The sequence below is a fragment of the Haemophilus sp. HMSC61B11 genome, assembly GCF_001838615.1.
GTDB lineage: Bacteria > Pseudomonadota > Gammaproteobacteria > Enterobacterales > Pasteurellaceae > Haemophilus_D > Haemophilus_D parainfluenzae_AD.
On sequence record NZ_KV838003.1, the window covers coordinates 1 to 15702 of the forward strand.

The 15702-nt window shown below is 38.8% G+C and carries 20 protein-coding genes; 12 read left to right on the forward strand and 8 right to left on the reverse strand.

All coding sequences use genetic code 11. The annotated features are described in order from the left end of the window. From HMPREF3263_RS09095 to fis, 8 genes are all read left to right on the forward strand, one after another. On the forward strand, positions 1 to 767 hold a 767-nt coding region (locus tag HMPREF3263_RS09095; protein WP_070853236.1), incomplete at its 5' end, for a Slam-dependent surface lipoprotein. Between the two features lie 67 nt (positions 768 to 834). After that, a complete protein-coding gene (locus HMPREF3263_RS09100) occupies positions 835 to 2283 on the forward strand; it encodes a surface lipoprotein assembly modifier (protein ID WP_005698340.1) in 1449 nt (482 codons plus the stop codon). 16 nt (positions 2284 to 2299) lie between these two features. After that, on the forward strand, positions 2300 to 2554 hold the full coding sequence (locus tag HMPREF3263_RS09105) for a YhdT family protein (protein ID WP_032804076.1): 255 nt from the start codon (positions 2300 to 2302) through the stop codon (positions 2552 to 2554). Next, the gene (panF, locus tag HMPREF3263_RS09110) at positions 2554 to 3978 is read left to right on the forward strand and encodes a sodium/pantothenate symporter (RefSeq protein WP_005698342.1); all 1425 of its coding nucleotides are present in this window, start codon (positions 2554 to 2556) and stop codon (positions 3976 to 3978) included. Before HMPREF3263_RS09105 ends, panF begins: the two co-directional genes overlap by 1 nt. Positions 3979 to 3994: 16 nt before the next feature. Next, on the forward strand, positions 3995 to 4870 hold the full coding sequence (locus tag HMPREF3263_RS09115; protein WP_005698339.1) for a DMT family transporter: 876 nt from the start codon (positions 3995 to 3997) through the stop codon (positions 4868 to 4870). A 12-nt stretch (positions 4871 to 4882) separates the two neighbouring features. Then, the gene (gene prmA / locus HMPREF3263_RS09120; protein WP_005699676.1) at positions 4883 to 5770 is read left to right on the forward strand and encodes a 50S ribosomal protein L11 methyltransferase; all 888 of its coding nucleotides are present in this window, start codon (positions 4883 to 4885) and stop codon (positions 5768 to 5770) included. 147 nt (positions 5771 to 5917) lie between these two features. Further along, positions 5918 to 6898 carry a tRNA dihydrouridine synthase DusB gene (gene dusB / locus HMPREF3263_RS09125; RefSeq protein WP_005699674.1) on the forward strand — a complete coding sequence of 327 codons (981 nt, stop codon included), beginning with the start codon at positions 5918 to 5920 and terminating at the stop codon, positions 6896 to 6898. Beyond that, a complete protein-coding gene (gene fis, locus HMPREF3263_RS09130; protein ID WP_005696908.1) occupies positions 6892 to 7191 on the forward strand; it encodes a DNA-binding transcriptional regulator Fis in 300 nt (99 codons plus the stop codon). The genes dusB and fis overlap by 7 nt, the downstream gene beginning before the upstream one ends. Before the next feature lie 51 nt (positions 7192 to 7242). Here fis and HMPREF3263_RS09135 read toward each other — a convergent pair whose 3' ends face one another. From HMPREF3263_RS09135 to bcp, 4 genes are all read right to left on the reverse strand, one after another. Further along, positions 7243 to 8043, reverse strand: coding sequence for an energy transducer TonB family protein (locus HMPREF3263_RS09135; RefSeq protein ID WP_005699673.1), 801 nt, complete (start codon positions 8041 to 8043; stop codon positions 7243 to 7245). Next, positions 8040 to 8516, reverse strand: a complete 477-nt coding sequence (gene exbD, locus HMPREF3263_RS09140) for a TonB system transport protein ExbD (RefSeq protein ID WP_005699658.1) — start codon at positions 8514 to 8516, stop codon at positions 8040 to 8042. The genes HMPREF3263_RS09135 and exbD overlap by 4 nt, the downstream gene beginning before the upstream one ends. 2 nt (positions 8517 to 8518) lie before the next feature. Next, positions 8519 to 8971: a TonB-system energizer ExbB gene (gene exbB, locus HMPREF3263_RS09145; protein WP_005699652.1), complete on the reverse strand. Its 453-nt coding sequence runs from the start codon at positions 8969 to 8971 to the stop codon at positions 8519 to 8521. Between the two features lie 173 nt (positions 8972 to 9144). Beyond that, the gene (bcp, locus tag HMPREF3263_RS09150) at positions 9145 to 9612 is read right to left on the reverse strand and encodes a thioredoxin-dependent thiol peroxidase (protein ID WP_005699664.1); all 468 of its coding nucleotides are present in this window, start codon (positions 9610 to 9612) and stop codon (positions 9145 to 9147) included. A gap of 115 nt (positions 9613 to 9727) precedes the next feature. Between bcp and dapA the strand changes: the two genes are divergently transcribed. After that, positions 9728 to 10624, forward strand: a complete 897-nt coding sequence (gene dapA / locus HMPREF3263_RS09155) for a 4-hydroxy-tetrahydrodipicolinate synthase (protein WP_005699670.1) — start codon at positions 9728 to 9730, stop codon at positions 10622 to 10624. Between the two features lie 91 nt (positions 10625 to 10715). Continuing rightward, positions 10716 to 11717, forward strand: coding sequence for an outer membrane protein assembly factor BamC (bamC, locus tag HMPREF3263_RS09160; protein WP_005699661.1), 1002 nt, complete (start codon positions 10716 to 10718; stop codon positions 11715 to 11717). Between the two features lie 60 nt (positions 11718 to 11777). On the opposite strand, the gene HMPREF3263_RS09165 is transcribed toward bamC, so the two are convergent. The 3 genes from HMPREF3263_RS09165 to arsC form a co-directional block, all read right to left on the reverse strand. Beyond that, a complete protein-coding gene (locus HMPREF3263_RS09165; protein ID WP_005699678.1) occupies positions 11778 to 12074 on the reverse strand; it encodes a DUF5377 family protein in 297 nt (98 codons plus the stop codon). A 25-nt stretch (positions 12075 to 12099) separates the two neighbouring features. Continuing rightward, entirely contained in the window at positions 12100 to 12354 is a 255-nt protein-coding gene (locus HMPREF3263_RS09170; RefSeq protein WP_032827381.1) for an alternative ribosome-rescue factor A, read from the reverse strand. A 65-nt stretch (positions 12355 to 12419) separates the two neighbouring features. Next, entirely contained in the window at positions 12420 to 12770 is a 351-nt protein-coding gene (gene arsC / locus HMPREF3263_RS09175) for an arsenate reductase (glutaredoxin) (protein WP_005699663.1), read from the reverse strand. 94 nt (positions 12771 to 12864) lie between these two features. Here arsC and HMPREF3263_RS09180 point away from each other — a divergent pair, with 94 nt between their 5' ends. Beyond that, complete coding sequence (locus HMPREF3263_RS09180) at positions 12865 to 13911, forward strand: AI-2E family transporter (RefSeq protein WP_005699665.1); 1047 nt, start codon at positions 12865 to 12867, stop codon at positions 13909 to 13911. Between the two features lie 36 nt (positions 13912 to 13947). Here HMPREF3263_RS09180 and tsaA read toward each other — a convergent pair whose 3' ends face one another. Beyond that, positions 13948 to 14685, reverse strand: coding sequence for a tRNA (N6-threonylcarbamoyladenosine(37)-N6)-methyltransferase TrmO (gene tsaA, locus HMPREF3263_RS09185; RefSeq protein ID WP_005696892.1), 738 nt, complete (start codon positions 14683 to 14685; stop codon positions 13948 to 13950). A gap of 61 nt (positions 14686 to 14746) precedes the next feature. On the opposite strand from tsaA, the gene HMPREF3263_RS09190 reads away from it, so the two are divergent. Then, positions 14747 to 15658: a 1,4-dihydroxy-2-naphthoate polyprenyltransferase gene (locus HMPREF3263_RS09190; protein WP_005699654.1), complete on the forward strand. Its 912-nt coding sequence runs from the start codon at positions 14747 to 14749 to the stop codon at positions 15656 to 15658. The last annotated feature ends 44 nt before the right edge of the window (positions 15659 to 15702 follow it).

Genomic DNA, 15702 nt, shown 5'->3' on the forward strand with positions numbered 1-15702 from the left:
AATCCAAACCAACTGAGGAATCCAAACCAATTGAACAGACAACTCTTGGAATGCCTGAACGTTTGCCAACTAATACTGGTTTAGCATTTTCTATAAAAACAGGAGATGAGGGAAATATTGCGGGAAATATTAATACAATTAAAAATGAACAGGAGCTCATTGCTACTAATAATTTTGCTAGTATCAATGTTGATGGCAAAAATATCCCTATTGATTTTAAATTTGAATCAAGTCAAGATTGGACAAAAGAAGGTGCTTTTATCGAGGAGCTGAATTTAGCTCCACATATTTGTTGTGGAAAATACACAGATGTTCGCTTTGGTGCAATTGCAAGTCATTCATTTGGGCAAGATGATATTCTTTTTTATAATGGAAATCCTTCAAACAGTGTGCCAGAATCAGGAGAAGTTACTTACAAAGGTGAAAGTATAATGGCTGATAAAGGGAATCACGTATTTGGTAGTTATAGAAAAGGCACCTCTGAATTTAAGGTTAATTTTGGTGACAAAAAATTATCAGGAAGTTTAAACGTTGATAGTCCGAAATATGATGTTGAATCTGGGGAAAGTAAATTTAATAACGTCAAAGTTGACATTAATGCCGATATTTCAGGCAATAAATTTTACGGTACTGCAAAATCCTCCTCTTTTGTTTCAGAAGCTGTATCAGAGGGCAAGTTTTATGGGGATGGAGCTAAAGAACTAGGTGGAATGGTAAAAGCTAAAGATAATTCTTGGGTTGGAGCCTACGGTGCAAAAGCACAATAAAAAATTCTATTTCATTATTATTTAAAGCAAGCTTCGTGCTTGCTTTATTTTCTTTATGGGAATAAAAATGATTCCACAATCTAAACTTGTTTTATTCTTAAGCTCGTCTTTATTGCTGAGTTCTTTCTCTTTTGCTGCAGAGAAGTCTCCTCAACCTCGGGATGAGCGGTTTGATGATCAGCTTCAGCTTGTGAAACCTGACTTATCCACTCAAAAGCCACAAATTTCAGAAAAACATGATGATAAACATACACTTTCTATGACGAAAGAAGAATTGGCAAAACATCCTGATTTAATCGTACGTGGATTGATTCCTGCAGTGTTGCAAAATAACGGTGAAGCCGTTCAACTATTATTGCCGTTGTATCAAAACTTGTCTAAACAAGATCCATTTTTACTTGAATGGGCGAATGCGATTAATGCTCGCGAAGAAAGGCGTTTTTCGGAGGCGGTAACTCGTTATCGTACGCTATTTTCTCAAGATTCGACCATTCTACCGTTACGTTATCAGTTAGCACAAGCTCTCTTTTTAAACAATGATAATGAGGCTGCTAAAGATCAATTCCAAAAACTGAGAGCTGAACAAGTTTCACCTGAGTCTATCGCCATGATCGACCAATATCTTTCAGCACTTAACCGCCGAGAACAGTGGAAGTTTCGAGGTGGTTTGAGTTTCTTGAATGAAAGTAATATTAACAATGCACCAAAAGCAGGCACTCGCATTGGAAATTGGAATGCCTGGGAGCGCGAAAGTGCAACAGGTTTTTCTTATTTTGCAGAAGCAGAGAAAAAATGGTCATTATCCCATAATTATTTCGCTCAATTTTCTATTGAGGGAAGAGGAAAATATTACTGGGATAATAAAAAATATAATGAATTTAATGGTAGAGTCGGTGCTGGAGTAGGTTATCAAACAGCACGTTTTGAGATTTCATTGATGCCATTTACAGAAAGACGATGGTATGCTGGTGGCGCATCAGGTAACGAGTCAATGAAACAGTATTCGAAAAATTCAGGTGCTCGTTTAGATTTAACTTATTGGTTGAGTGAAAAGTGGCAAATTTCAACCGCACTTGAGTATGGTGAACAGCGTTATACCACTCGTAAACATTTGAATGGGAATAACTATCTTTGGTCGAATACGTTATCTTATTTTCCTAAGAGTGGTCAATTTTGGTTTGTAGGCGCTGATTATAATCGTGAAAATACACGCGACGAAGACAATGCTTATCAACGTAAAAATCTGCGTTTAGGTTGGGGGCAAGAGTGGGGCTGGGGTATTTCAACTCGAGTTTCCCTTGCCTATGCGCATAGAACTTACAAAGGTGCTGATTTATTTAATATTCGTCAAAAAAATAATGAATATCAATCAGCAGTAACATTATGGCATCGTGATCTTTACTTTTGGGGAATCACGCCTAAAATTACATGGTCTTATCAACGAGTTTCAAGTAATCATCCATTTTATAGTTATGATAAAAATCGTATTTTTCTAGAAATGGGCACAACTTTCTAACCAAAAGGAGTTAATAATGGATTTATCACAACGATATAAACAAGCTACCAAGGAGGCGCGCTGGGCATTAGGGTTAGCCATTCTTTACGTGATTGGGTGGTGTGTTTGTGCTTATCTACCAAAAAACTCGTCTGGGCCGATAGGGTTTCCGTTGTGGTTTGAATTATCCTGCATTTATTTACCCATTTTGTTTGTAATCATTGGGTATTGGATTGTCAAAATTGTCTTTTTAGATATTCCACTAGACGTTGAGTCAAAGGAGAATAAATAATGAATTTAGGTATTATTCTCCCCTTAGTTATCTACTTAGTTTTCATCTTTGGCGCGGCATTATTTGCTTATGTTAAACGCAGTAAAGGTGATTTCCTTACGGAGTATTATGTGGGAAATCGCTCCATGACGGGCTTTGTGCTTGCGATGACAACTGCTTCCACTTATGCCAGTGCCAGTTCTTTTGTTGGTGGACCAGGGGCTGCTTATAAATATGGGCTAGGTTGGGTATTACTCGCCATGATCCAAGTACCGGCTGTTTGGTTAGCCTTAGGCGCATTAGGCAAAAAGTTTGCATTACTTTCTCGCGAAACCAATGCGCTTACCATCAATGATCTCTTTCTCTATCGTTATAAAAATAAATATCTCGTTTGGATTTCCAGTCTAGCATTGTTGCTCGCCTTCTTTGCCGCCATGGTTGTGCAATTTATTGGGGGGGCAAGATTGCTCGAAACCACGATAGGTATTCCTTATACTCATGCCTTACTTATTTTTGCCTTAACGGTTGGTATTTATACGTTTATTGGTGGTTTCCGAGCAGTCGTGTTAACCGATACGATTCAAGGTACAGTAATGATTTTGGGTACAATCGTGCTATTAGTTGGGGTTGTTTACCATCTCGGTGGCGTGGAAAGTGCGGTCAATAAATTAACTGAAATTGATCCGAGTTTAGTAAGTCCTTACGGTCCGAATGATATGCTTGATTTTCAATTTATGGCATCCTTTTGGATCTTAGTCTGTTTTGGTGTGGTTGGTTTGCCACATACAGCCGTGCGTTGTATGGCTTTTAAAGATAGTAAAGCCTTACATCGAGGCATGCTCATTGGTACGATTGTCCTTTCAGTCATTATGTTCGGAATGCATTTGGCGGGTGCTTTAGGACGAGCCGTTGTGCCTGATCTAACGGTATCAGACAAAGTCATCCCAACCTTAATGTTGGAAGTGCTTCCGCCCATTGTTGCTGGGATTTTCTTAGCCGCGCCGATGTCAGCGATTATGTCTACGGTTGATGCGCAACTCATTCAATCCTCTTCAATCTTTGTGAAAGACTTATATTTAGCGAGCAAACCTGAAGCGGCGAAGAATGAAAAACGAATTAGCCGTATTTCATCAGTCATTACACTGATTTTATCGGCGTTGTTAATTCTCGCGGCACTGAATCCACCAGATATGATTATTTGGTTGAATTTGTTTGCTTTTGGGGGATTAGAAGCTGCATTCCTTTGGGTGATCGTATTAGGCATTTATTGGGATAAAGCAAATGCTGCTGGTGCAATAAGCTCTATGGTGGTGGGATTGAGTAGTTTTGTGTTATTGACTCAATTTGGTATTAAATTATTTGGTTTTAATGCCATTGTACCCGCACTTGTATTTGGTTTGATTGCTTTCATTTTAGGTAACCAATTCGGCGCCAAAAACCAGTAAAAATGGACCGCACTTTATGATTTACCAAATTCTAGCATTGTTTATTTGGAGTAGTGCCTTTGTTGCCGCTAAATACACCTTCACAATGATGGATACTATTTTAATGATCCAAGCCCGTTTATTCATGGCGGCGATTATTGTGATGCCACTCTTTTTTCGTCGTTGGAAAGGCGTGTCTAAACCTATGCGAAAACAGCTTTGGTGGTTAGGTTTTTTTAATTATACTGCCACCTTTTTGCTGCAATTTATTGGCTTAAAATATACGAGCGCGGCGAGCGCAACGACCATGATTGGACTAGAGCCGTTATGTGTGATTTTTATTGGACATTTTTTCTTTCAAGATCGTGCAAAATGGTACCATTGGTTGTGTGGCGCTTTTGCTTTTTTAGGGGTTGCTATTTTAATTTTAGGTGGACAGGGTAATGAAGGCTCAAGTGAAATTAGTTTATTAGGCTGTTCCTTAGTGGTGGCGGCAAGTATTGTGTTTGCTTGTTGCTTGCGTTGGACAAAAAAAGTGGTGGCAACGGTTTCAGCCCAAGCTTACACATCCATTTCGATTGTGTTAGCAACCATCACTATGTTGCCATTTACTTTATTACTGACTGAAAACTGGGATATCCATTTTAACTGGCTTGGTTTCTTCGGTTTGATTTATCTTGGCGTAGCATGCAGTTGGTTTGCCTTTTGGTTATGGAATAAAGGCTTAAATTCAGTGGATGCAAAAATCTCGGGAATTTTGACCGCACTTGAGCCGATTTTTGGTGTCTTTTTGGCAGTATTACTGCTCAATGAGGACGTTTCACTCGTTTCAGCGCTTGGGATTATCATTATTGTGGTTTCAGCTCTAGGCGTAAGTTTATTACCGAGATGGTTACATAAAGAAATTAATTAAAAGGAAAAAAAGATGGCGTGGATTCAAATTCGCTTAAATAGTACAAATGAAAAAGCTGAGAAAATTAGCGACTTTTTAGAAGAAATTGGCTCAGTTTCGGTGACATTTATGGATAGTCAAGATACGCCGATTTTTGAGCCCCTTCCGGGCGAAACACGTTTGTGGGGAAACACCGATGTGATCGCATTGTTTGATGCAGAAACAGATATGAGTGAAATTGTGAGTCTGCTTAAACAAGCGCATCATTTAGATGAAAATACCGCTTACAAAATCGAGCAAATCGAGGATAAAGACTGGGAACGTGAATGGATGGATAACTTCCACCCAATGCAATTTGGCAAACGTTTATGGATTTGCCCAAGCTGGCGTGAAGTGCCGGATCAAAATGCGGTTAATGTAATGCTTGATCCTGGCTTAGCTTTCGGGACAGGCACCCACCCGACAACCGCACTTTGTTTAGAGTGGTTAGATGGTTTGGATTTAACAGGCAAAACCGTCATCGATTTTGGTTGCGGTTCAGGGATTCTTGCTATTGCGGCCCTTAAATTAGGCGCAAAAAATGCGATTGGTATTGATATCGATCCACAAGCGATTCTCGCCAGCCGTAATAATGCAGAACAAAATGGTGTGGCGGATCGTCTGCAACTTTTCTTATCCGATGATAAACCTGCAGATTTAAAAGCGGATGTCGTTGTGGCGAATATTCTTGCAGGTCCATTAAAAGAACTTTACCCGATTATTTCTCAATTAGTGAAAGAGGGTGGGGATCTTGGATTATCCGGCATTTTAGAAACGCAAGCACAATCGGTATGCGATGCTTATACACAATCCTTTGATTTAGATCCTGTTGCGGTGAAAGAGGAATGGTGCCGAATTACAGGTAAATTAAAATCGGTTTAATTTCTTTTTGTCAATTAAAAAAAGTGCATTTTTTGAACAAATTTCACTTTGCAAAAAAAAGAAAAATGCGTAATATAGCACCCCTTGTCGGTTGCTACTGTAGCCTGACTTATTGGAGATAGGATTTGTAATTGGGGATAACATAAAATGCGAATTGGTTCTTATGAATTAAAAAATCGTATTTTATTGGCACCCATGGCAGGTATTACGGATCAACCTTTTCGACGTTTATGTGCCCATTACGGTGCGGGATTAACGTTTTCAGAGATGATGTCCACTAATCCACAAGTTTGGCATACAGAGAAATCGAAACTTCGTTTAGCACATAGTGAAGAATTAGGATTAAATGCGGTGCAAATCGCAGGCTCTGATCCTTTAGAAATGGCCCAAGCTGCAGCAATTAATGTAGCCTATGGTGCTGAAATTATCGACATCAATATGGGCTGTCCCGCAAAGAAAGTAAATCGAAAATTAGCGGGCTCTGCACTGCTTCAATTTCCCGATTTAGTGGAGGAAATTTTAAAAGAAGTGGTGAATGCCGTTGATGTGCCTGTGACGTTAAAAATTCGCACAGGTTGGGATAAGGCAAACCGAAACTGTGTGCAAATCGGCAAAATTGCAGAACAATCTGGTATTCAAGCTTTAACCATTCACGGGCGGACGAAAGAATGCTTATTTGAAGGGGAAGCGGAATACGACAATATTCGAGCAGTCAAACAATCAATTTCAATTCCTGTTATTGCGAATGGTGATATTGATTCTGCCTCGAAAGCGAAAAAGGTACTTGAGTACACAGGTGCCGATGCAATAATGATCGGTCGTGCCGCACTAGGCAATCCATGGCTTTTCCAAGCGGTGGAAGCACTAGTAGAACATGATACGATAATTCAAACACCAAGTTTACGTGAAAAGTGCGGTCATATTTTGCGTCATATTCAAGAACTTCATCAGTTCTATGGTGAACAAAAAGGCTATCGAATAGCTCGCAAACACGTGGCTTGGTATTTACAGGGAATTCAACCCGATTCCGTTTTTAGACAGACTTTTAACGCAATTAATGAACCGAAAGAGCAGTTAATTGTGCTGGAAGATTTTTTAAATTCAATTTTGGATAAAGAAAAATGTTAGAACAACAACGTAGTCCGTCTGAAGCGTTAACCGTTTCAGTTTTAAACTCTCAATCACAAGTAACAAACAAACCATTACGTGATTCAGTAAAACAAGCTTTACGCAATTACTTATCACAATTAGATGGTCAAGATGTGAATGATCTTTACGAATTAGTATTAGCGGAAGTTGAACACCCGATGTTAGATATGATTATGCAATACACCCGCGGTAACCAAACCCGTGCGGCAAATATGCTCGGTATTAACCGTGGTACATTGCGTAAGAAATTGAAAAAATACGGTATGGGCTAATTAAGCTTAGCAAAAAGAAAGGCGAACATTATTGTTCGCCTTTTTATTTACCTATTGAATGGTGAAGCTAATTGGTACACTGACTGAAGAGGCAAATCCTGCGGGTTTTGGACCAACTGGTCTCGCACTTCTCACAGCCTCAAGTGCTGCATTATCTAGGCTTTCATCGCCAGAGGAGTTAGTCACACGTTCTCCTGACAACGAACCATCTGAACTAACGCTAAAACTCACGCTCACAACACCTTGTTTACGCATCATTTTTGCGCGTGCTGGATAGCGTTTATGCCGTTCAATTTCACGTCGAATAGCCGCACGATAGGCATTATGTTCATCTGTATTGGCACCAGAGCCACCTTGAACGCCATTTGTACCAGGTTGACCTGTAGTCGTTGCTTTAGAATTTGCCGTAGCCGTTGAATTAATATTCTTATCGCCAATCGGTAAGCTCTTCGGCATTTCTACCGGTTTCTCTGTTTTTACCTCATTTTTAGGCTTTTCTTTTGGCTTCTCTTTCGGTTTTGGTTTCGGCTTTTCTATTGGTTTTTCTGGCTTTTTCTCAGGTTCTTTTTTCTTTTCAGGCTCTGGTTTTTTCGTTGGATCCTCAACGATGTCCTGTTTTTCAGGCTCTGGTTCCACCTGTTGAGGTTCAGGTTCCGGTTCTGGAGTAGGTTCTTCCACTCGCATTCCTTGAATCATTTCCATTGAAATCGTCGTGGATATTTCACCTGGTGCATCGCTTGCTGCTTCATGTGGCGTATGCCAGTTCCAAAATAACGCACCAAGGATGCTACCATGAATCAATAAGGAAATAAGCAAACCTAATAATGATCGTTTGGTTTGTTGGCTGTTCATTGACTACGTCCTACTCCAACGCCTCCGCTTGCAACTCCACCTACTTCAGGCGTATTTTTTGATTCATTTGCTTGAGTTGTTTTGCTTGGAGCGCCTTTATCTTTCATAGATACAATAACGACATTTTTGATTTCATTTTTCGATAACATATCGGTAATGGTTACGAAATCTTGGAAGGAAGCTTCAGCATCAATTTTTAACGTTACTTTTTGATCTTTATTCCAACCCATAATTTCTTTTTCAAGCGCTTCTTGTGAAATAGGCTTATCATTAAAATAAAGTTGCTTATCAGCTGTAACCGTTAATAATTTTGTTAATTCATCTGACTTGAATGCGACTGTTGAACTCGCTTTGGGCACATTTACCTTAATTTTCCCTTGGGAAATAAAGGATGCGGTGACCAACACTATCGCTAATAACACCAACATAATGTCGATGAAAGGAATAATGTTGATTTCATCAAATTTTTTCACGATTATTCCTTATCTTTTTGAGTGTTTAATACTTTCCATTTTAATCGGTTAACTTCCACTTTACGACCTAAGCCGTTATAGAACATCATAGACGGAATAGCGACTAAAATACCAAGTGCGGTTGCTTTTAATGCAAGAGAAAGGTGCATCATAATCGCGCCAGCGTCGACTTCGCCATCACCATGACCAATTTGGAAGAAAGTTAATAAAATTCCAATTACCGTACCTAATAGACCAACATAAGGTGCGTTAGCACCGACAGTGGAGATCACGGTCATATTGCGATTTAAATCAATTTCAAGTGCGTGAATATTGGAATATTTTGCTACGTCCACACGCTTTAAAAAGATAAAACGCTCAATCACGGCTGCAAGCATGATTACACTCATAACAAGTAGAAGTCCAATAATCACATAATCACTATATTGTTGTAAAAACTCAAAAAGTTGTAGCATTTGATAGTCCTTGAATGTTTAATAAAAACTCAAAATTAATTGAGAATGAATTTCAATTAGATTGGAAATTCTACCAAATGGAAAATAGAGCGTAAATATAAATTAGCAAAATGAACGATTTTTTGACCGCACTTTGAGATAAATCAGAGAAGTGCGGTTGTTTGAGCGGTATTTTAAAGAGAATGTAAGTAATCTAGGACAACTTGATGATGTTCACCTGTTTTGAATTTATCAAAAACGTGCAGAATTTTACCTTGTTCATCAATGAGAAAACTAATACGATGAATGCCATCATAGGTGCGTCCCATGAATTTCTTTTCTCCCCACACGCCAAACTGTTCTGCAACTTGGTGATTTTCATCAGAAAGTAAGGTGAAATTGAGTGCTTTTTTCTCTACAAATTGAGCTAGTTTTTTGGGCGCATCTGTACTTATGCCTAAAATGACGACACCTAATTTTGCTAACTCATTTTTAGCATCACGTAAACCACAGGCTTGAGTTGTACAGCCCGGCGTTAATGCTTTTGGGTAAAAATACACGAGGATTTTTTTACCTTTGAAATCGATGAGTGAAATAGGTTGATTGTCTTGATTTAAGAGTGTGAATTGCGGAGCTAAATCACCCACTTGTAATTTTTTCATAAAAAATCCTTAAAAATGTGAAAAATGATTTGTAAATTCAGACTATTTTAGCGATTATAACTGAGTATTTTCAAATATTATTATTAAATGCAGAATAGATGTGAATGGAGTACTTATGACTACGCAAAAACCTTTATTTTCAGGCAGTATTGTTGCTTTAGTAACCCCGATGGATAACCACGGGAATATTGATTTTGAAACATTAGAAAAACTTATCGAGTTTCATATCAATGCGGGTACTAATTCTATTGTATCGGTAGGCACAACAGGAGAATCTGCAACATTAAGCATTGAAGAAAATGTGAAAGTGATAGAAAAGACAGTTGAATTAGCAAAAGGTCGCATCCCAATTATCGCGGGCACTGGCGCAAATGCAACAAGCGAAGCTATCGTGATGACAAAATTATTACGTGATAGTGGTGTGGCCGGTTGTTTATCTGTAGTGCCTTACTACAATAAACCTACTCAAGAAGGCATGTTCCAACATTTTAAAGCGATTGCCGAATGTACGGATTTACCACAACTTCTTTATAATGTGCCGGGTCGTACCGGTAGTGATATGAGACCGGAAACAGTGGCTCGTTTATCACAAATTGATAATATTGTGGGGATTAAAGAAGCAACAGGTGATTTAACTCGTATTACGGCTATTAAAGAATTAGCCGGTAAGGATTTCATTGTATTAAGTGGTGATGATGCCACAGGGTTAGATGCTATTAAATTAGGCGCAGAGGGTGTTATTTCTGTGACAAATAACCTTGCAGCAAAAGATATGGCCGAAATGTGTCGTTATGCATTAGCGGGTGATTTTGCGAAAGCGGAAGAAATTAATTCCCGTTTAATGCCTTTACATAAAGATTTATTTATTGAGTCAAACCCAATCCCGGTTAAATGGGCGGCGTATCGTTTAGGTTTAATTAAGACTCCACACTTACGTTTACCACTTACCGTGTTAAGCGAAAGTGCGCAAGTCAAAGTCGAAGAAGCATTAAAAATTGCTGGCTTAATTTAATGAATTAAAGGGTTGTTTTTACAGCCCTTTAAACTTTCAACTTTTTTATTTGTCAAAGAGCGGTCATTATTTTTATTAGAAGGATTAAGGAATGAAAAAGATTGTATTCACTTTGGTCTCGGCAGCATTGTTATCAGCGTGTTCAAACAGCGTAGAAAAAATGCAGACGGCTAACGATACTTATCAGAACGCTGATCGTGAAACACCGAGATTTTCTCCTTTAGCGAGTGGTGGTGTAACATTGCCACAAGCCGATCCGACTTATGAGCTTCCTCAACTTAATGGAAAAAAAGAGCGAGTAGATATTCGCCCACCTTCAACCCCATTAGCGATTATTAAAAATTCTTTAACACAATTTGATGGTGAACGTGCATTGATTGTTTATACGGATACACAAGCAGAGCTTTATAATCTCAAGCAAGTTGAGCGTTTATTGAAAGAAGAAGGCACGAATTCAACTTTAAATGGTGCAGTATTAATTAGTGATTGGGCACTAACTGGCCGTGCAGATGATAAAGCCAATACAGAGATCCGTTATAAAGTTGAACAAGTTACTGCACAAGATGCGAGTGCGTTAGCTGTTTCTGTCGAGCAAATGCGTCGTGATGGTGTGATTTATACGCCAAATCAAGCAGATAAACAGCGCTATGCATCTGATCGTTTAAATCGCTTTGTTTCTGCTCTAACCAGCGCTTATAACAAGCAACAACAAGATCTAAATAACGCCTCAGCGGGGCCTTTCCAATCAGGTTTAATTACTGATGCGAATGGTAGAATGGCATTAGGTATGGATGCAAGTTTTGGCCAAGCATGGCAACGTTTAGGTTCAACTTTACCGAAATTAGGCTTTAACGCAACATCTGAATCAGCTGGTCGTGGTTATCGCGAATTGAAATATAAACCATTAGATAAACAAGAGTGGTTACGTTTAGGTGTGAATCCGCCTAATCTAGAAAAAGGTGTTTACCGAATGCAAATTTCCGCAGTGGGTAAACAAAGTGCGGTTGTGATCACTGATGAAGACGGCAAGACACTACCAAATGAAGCGGCTCAATCCTTGTATTCAGCATTAAGTGTATTGCTTGCACAATAATATGAGTTGAGAAATAAAAAGTGCGGTTCAATTTTACCGCACTTTTTTATTGGAAAAGATTTATTCGGCTTTCACGCCTAAGTGACCAATTTTTACGCCTAGGTTACCAAGAGAAACAGGATCCAAATAATCCCCTAAGAATTTGAATAACTCACCTAATTCCGTAAATGAGCGTTTGATTTTTACTTGATCTTCTACTTTACGAACAAATTCATAACGCACATTTTCGCCTTCAAAATAAGCCGTAAGTGTGAGATAAATGGTTTCAAAAAAATGGCTTTGAGCACCCTCTTCACCTGGATCACTGATACGGACATTCCAAGTATTGTTAAATAAAACTTCTGTTTGGATTGACATATAGACTTCCTCTGTTTGCTATTTTTTATACTGAAATTGAAACGAAAAACCCGATGATAAAATTTCTGAAATAAAAAACTTTATCATCGGGCTTTTCAAACCAATTGCTCGCATATTTTGCTTTGCGTTGGTAACTGCCTTTGCCTTTACGTTTTTTCTCAATGCGTTGGCGGAATAATCTGTCGTGTAATAGTGCCATAACAGCATTATCTTTTACGATTCCTTTGGAGTGTTGATAAATGGGTTGATTTTCAACCGCACTTTTTGTTTTTTTCGTCATATTTACCTCTAAAAAATTGCCGTGAAGTGCTTCACGGCAAGTCATTATAGCGAAAATGAATAGAATTACAAAATGGCGAGTACGCTTTCAGGCGGTCGTCCAATTTTAGCTTTTTCACCTTTTACCACAATCGGACGTTCTAATAAGGCTGAATTTTCACTGATGGCTTTTAATAAATCATCATTAGTTAATGCAGGATTATCTAATCCTAATGATTGATAAAGCTCATCTTTGGTACGCATCATTTTTCTGACATCATCTAGTCCTAATTTATTAGCCAGTTGCAGCAATGCTTCAACAGAGTAGTGTTGTTGCAAATAAAGTTCAATCGTTGGTTGAATGCCTTTTTCTTCTAATAAAGCTAAGGTTTCACGGCTTTTTGAGCAACGCGGATTATGATAAATCGTCACAGACATAACGTTTCCTTCTATTTTATGTTGAATGAGTGGATATAGGATTGATTTAAATTTTAACTTATAATGACAAAAAATACTTGTTTAGGAAGACTTTATGTTAGAAATGCTAAAAAATTGGTATAGCCGCCGCTTAAGCGATCCGCAGGCGATGGGGCTACTTGCCATTTTGTTGTTTGGCTTTATTGCGATTTATTTCTTTAGTGATTTAATCGCCCCGTTGCTGATTGCCATTGTATTAGCATATTTATTGGAAATGCCGATTAACTTTCTGACGAAAAAATTAAAGTTTCCTCGAATGCTCGCCACGTTAATTATTTTTGGTGGCTTTCTAACCTTGGCGTTATTAATTTTCCTTGGGCTTGTGCCAACACTATGGAATCAAACCATTTCCTTATTAAGCGATTTGCCTGCCATGTTCAATAAATTACATGAATGGTTGTTAGCCCTTCCTGAGCATTATCCTGAACTCATTGACTACACCATGATTGACACCTTTTTTAGTGCTGCTCGTGCAAAGATTTTGGGCTTTGGTGAATCTGCGGTGAAATTGTCGATTACCTCATTAATGAACCTTGTATCACTTGGTATTTATGCATTTTTAGTGCCATTAATGATGTTCTTTATGCTGAAAGATAAAAGCGAACTTCTTGCGGGTGTAAGCCGATTTTTACCTAAAAACCGGCTTTTGGCCTCTAAAGTATGGAATGAAATGCAGCAACAAATTGCGAATTATATTCATGGCAAGTTGTTGGAGATTTTGATTGTTGGCGTGGTGACTTATATCATCTTTTTAAGCTTTGGTTTAAATTATCCGCTGTTGCTTTCTGTTGCCGTTGGGTTATCTGTATTAGTGCCTTATATCGGCGCGGTATTAGTGACGATTCCCGTCGCTTTAGTTGCCATGTTCCAGTTTGGCATTTCTCCAACGTTTTGGTATTTGATTGTGGCCTTTGCGGTGAGTCAACTTCTAGATGGAAACTTACTAGTGCCATACTTATTCTCTGAAGTCGTTAATTTGCACCCTTTGGTGATCATTATTTCGGTGCTGATTTTCGGCGGATTATGGGGATTCTGGGGCGTATTCTTCGCGATTCCATTGGCTACGCTTGTCAAAGCTGTACTGAATGCATTGCCGGATTAGACAGAATTAAAGCGATAAAAAGAAAGCTGACGAAAGTCAGCTTTTTTGTTCTTTTAATTTTTGGATATCCAGAATTTCGACACAATCTGTTGTCCCTGCTTTAATACGCCATTTAATATTAAATTCGTATAGACTAATACCATAAATGCGATCGGTTTCTTTGCCTTGTTGATAAGCCGGGCGGGGATCTTGTGCGATCACTTCCGTAATGAATCTTGCTAAGTGCGGTCGGTTTTTGTGATATTTTTCAACCGCACTTTGGGCAATTTCTGTAAATTCTACGTTTAATTTTGCCGGTGGTTTTTCTTGTGCAAAACTTGATTTTGCCTCCGGTTCGCTATCAGCATAGGCAATATAAGGCTTAATATCAAAAATAGGTGTGCCATCGACAAGATCCACGGATCCCAAATGCAGAAAAACACGGCCATGAATACATTCCACTTGGCGTAATTCTACTTTGGATAAGCCAAGCGGATTTGGGCGATGTGTGGCGCGAGAGGCAAATACGCCGACACGTTGATTGCCGCCTAAACGAGGGGGGCGAACAGTGGATTGCCATTTTCCATGGGGTACTTTGTCAAATTGGAAAATAAGCCAAAGATGGCTAAATTGCTCTAATCCTCGCACAGCCTCTGGTGAATTATACGGAGGGAGCAGTTCCACGATGCCAATGCCATCCTGTACTAAATCTGGCTGTCGTGGCACCGAGAATTTTTCTTTGTAAGGCGTGTGAATCACCGCAATTGGGTGAAGCGTCAGTGTTAAATCATTCATAAAAAGGCAATTTCCGTGTAGAATACGCCCTTTATTGTAATCAAAAGTGCGGTCAAAAAAAATGACAAATCATAAATTGAAAATGTGGTGGGAAACCGCTCGCCCAAAAACCTTGCCTTTGGCATTAGCTTCTATTTTTACTGGCTCAGCGTTGGCATATTGGGCTGATAAAGAAAGTTTTAATCTGACCGTGATGTTACTTTGCTTGCTCACCACCATTTTATTGCAAGTACTTTCCAACTTTGCTAACGATTACGGCGATCATCAAAAAGGGTCAGATACCGAAGAACGTATTGGGCCTTTACGTGGTATTCAGCAAGGTGCAATTTCCGCGAATGAGCTTAAATGGGGCTTAATTTTAATGGCAGTGGGTTCATTTTTCTCAGGTGCATTCTTAATTGGTATCGCATATCAAAGTCTCACAGATTTATTGGCCTTTGCAGGTTTAGGTATTCTTGCCATTATTGCTGCCATTACTTATACCGTAGGGGCTAAACCTTATGGTTATTTAGGTTTAGGTGATCTGTCAGTGTTGCTCTTTTTTGGACTATTAGGTGTAGGTGGAACTTATTATCTCCAAACTCATAGCATTGATAGCTTAATTACTTTACCTGCGTTAGGTTCAGGTTTATTGGCAACAGCTGTTTTAAATATCAATAACTTACGAGATATTGAGCAAGATGCGAAAGTAGGAAAAAACACCTTGGTGGTACGTATTGGCCCGAAGAAGGGACGTATTTATCACTGTGTGTTATTAAGCATTGCGGCTTTATGTTATGTGCTATTTGCGACATCAACAGCATTTAGTCCTTGGCATTTCTTATTTTTGTTGGCATTTCCATTGTTATTAAAACATGCCTTATTTGTTTATCGCAGTAAAGAGCCTACAGTGTTGCGTCCGATGTTGGCACAGATGTCAATGATTTCTTTATTTATCAATATCTTGTTTAGTTTAGGCTTGCTTATCGGCTAAATCGGCTTATACTAGAGAAAAAATTTTAACGACAAGAGGTAACA

Excerpts from the sequence above, each read along its gene's own strand:
- bcp (WP_005699664.1), bottom strand. The coding sequence starts at position 9,612 with ATGAAAAAATTACAAGTGGGTGATTTAGCTCCGCAATTCACACTCTTA.
- HMPREF3263_RS09190 (WP_005699654.1), top strand. The coding sequence starts at position 14,747 with ATGACAAATCATAAATTGAAAATGTGGTGGGAAACCGCTCGCCCAAAA.
- HMPREF3263_RS09100 (WP_005698340.1), top strand. The coding sequence starts at position 835 with ATGATTCCACAATCTAAACTTGTTTTATTCTTAAGCTCGTCTTTATTG.
- arsC (WP_005699663.1), bottom strand. The coding sequence starts at position 12,770 with ATGTCTGTGACGATTTATCATAATCCGCGTTGCTCAAAAAGCCGTGAA.
- dapA (WP_005699670.1), top strand. The coding sequence starts at position 9,728 with ATGACTACGCAAAAACCTTTATTTTCAGGCAGTATTGTTGCTTTAGTA.
- prmA (WP_005699676.1), top strand. The coding sequence starts at position 4,883 with ATGGCGTGGATTCAAATTCGCTTAAATAGTACAAATGAAAAAGCTGAG.
- dusB (WP_005699674.1), top strand. The coding sequence starts at position 5,918 with ATGCGAATTGGTTCTTATGAATTAAAAAATCGTATTTTATTGGCACCC.
- panF (WP_005698342.1), top strand. The coding sequence starts at position 2,554 with ATGAATTTAGGTATTATTCTCCCCTTAGTTATCTACTTAGTTTTCATC.
- HMPREF3263_RS09115 (WP_005698339.1), top strand. The coding sequence starts at position 3,995 with ATGATTTACCAAATTCTAGCATTGTTTATTTGGAGTAGTGCCTTTGTT.
- HMPREF3263_RS09135 (WP_005699673.1), bottom strand. The coding sequence starts at position 8,043 with ATGAACAGCCAACAAACCAAACGATCATTATTAGGTTTGCTTATTTCC.
- HMPREF3263_RS09165 (WP_005699678.1), bottom strand. The coding sequence starts at position 12,074 with ATGTCAATCCAAACAGAAGTTTTATTTAACAATACTTGGAATGTCCGT.
- HMPREF3263_RS09170 (WP_032827381.1), bottom strand. The coding sequence starts at position 12,354 with ATGACGAAAAAAACAAAAAGTGCGGTTGAAAATCAACCCATTTATCAA.
- exbB (WP_005699652.1), bottom strand. The coding sequence starts at position 8,971 with ATGCTACAACTTTTTGAGTTTTTACAACAATATAGTGATTATGTGATT.
- tsaA (WP_005696892.1), bottom strand. The coding sequence starts at position 14,685 with ATGAATGATTTAACACTGACGCTTCACCCAATTGCGGTGATTCACACG.
- HMPREF3263_RS09180 (WP_005699665.1), top strand. The coding sequence starts at position 12,865 with ATGTTAGAAATGCTAAAAAATTGGTATAGCCGCCGCTTAAGCGATCCG.
- HMPREF3263_RS09105 (WP_032804076.1), top strand. The coding sequence starts at position 2,300 with ATGGATTTATCACAACGATATAAACAAGCTACCAAGGAGGCGCGCTGG.
- fis (WP_005696908.1), top strand. The coding sequence starts at position 6,892 with ATGTTAGAACAACAACGTAGTCCGTCTGAAGCGTTAACCGTTTCAGTT.
- bamC (WP_005699661.1), top strand. The coding sequence starts at position 10,716 with ATGAAAAAGATTGTATTCACTTTGGTCTCGGCAGCATTGTTATCAGCG.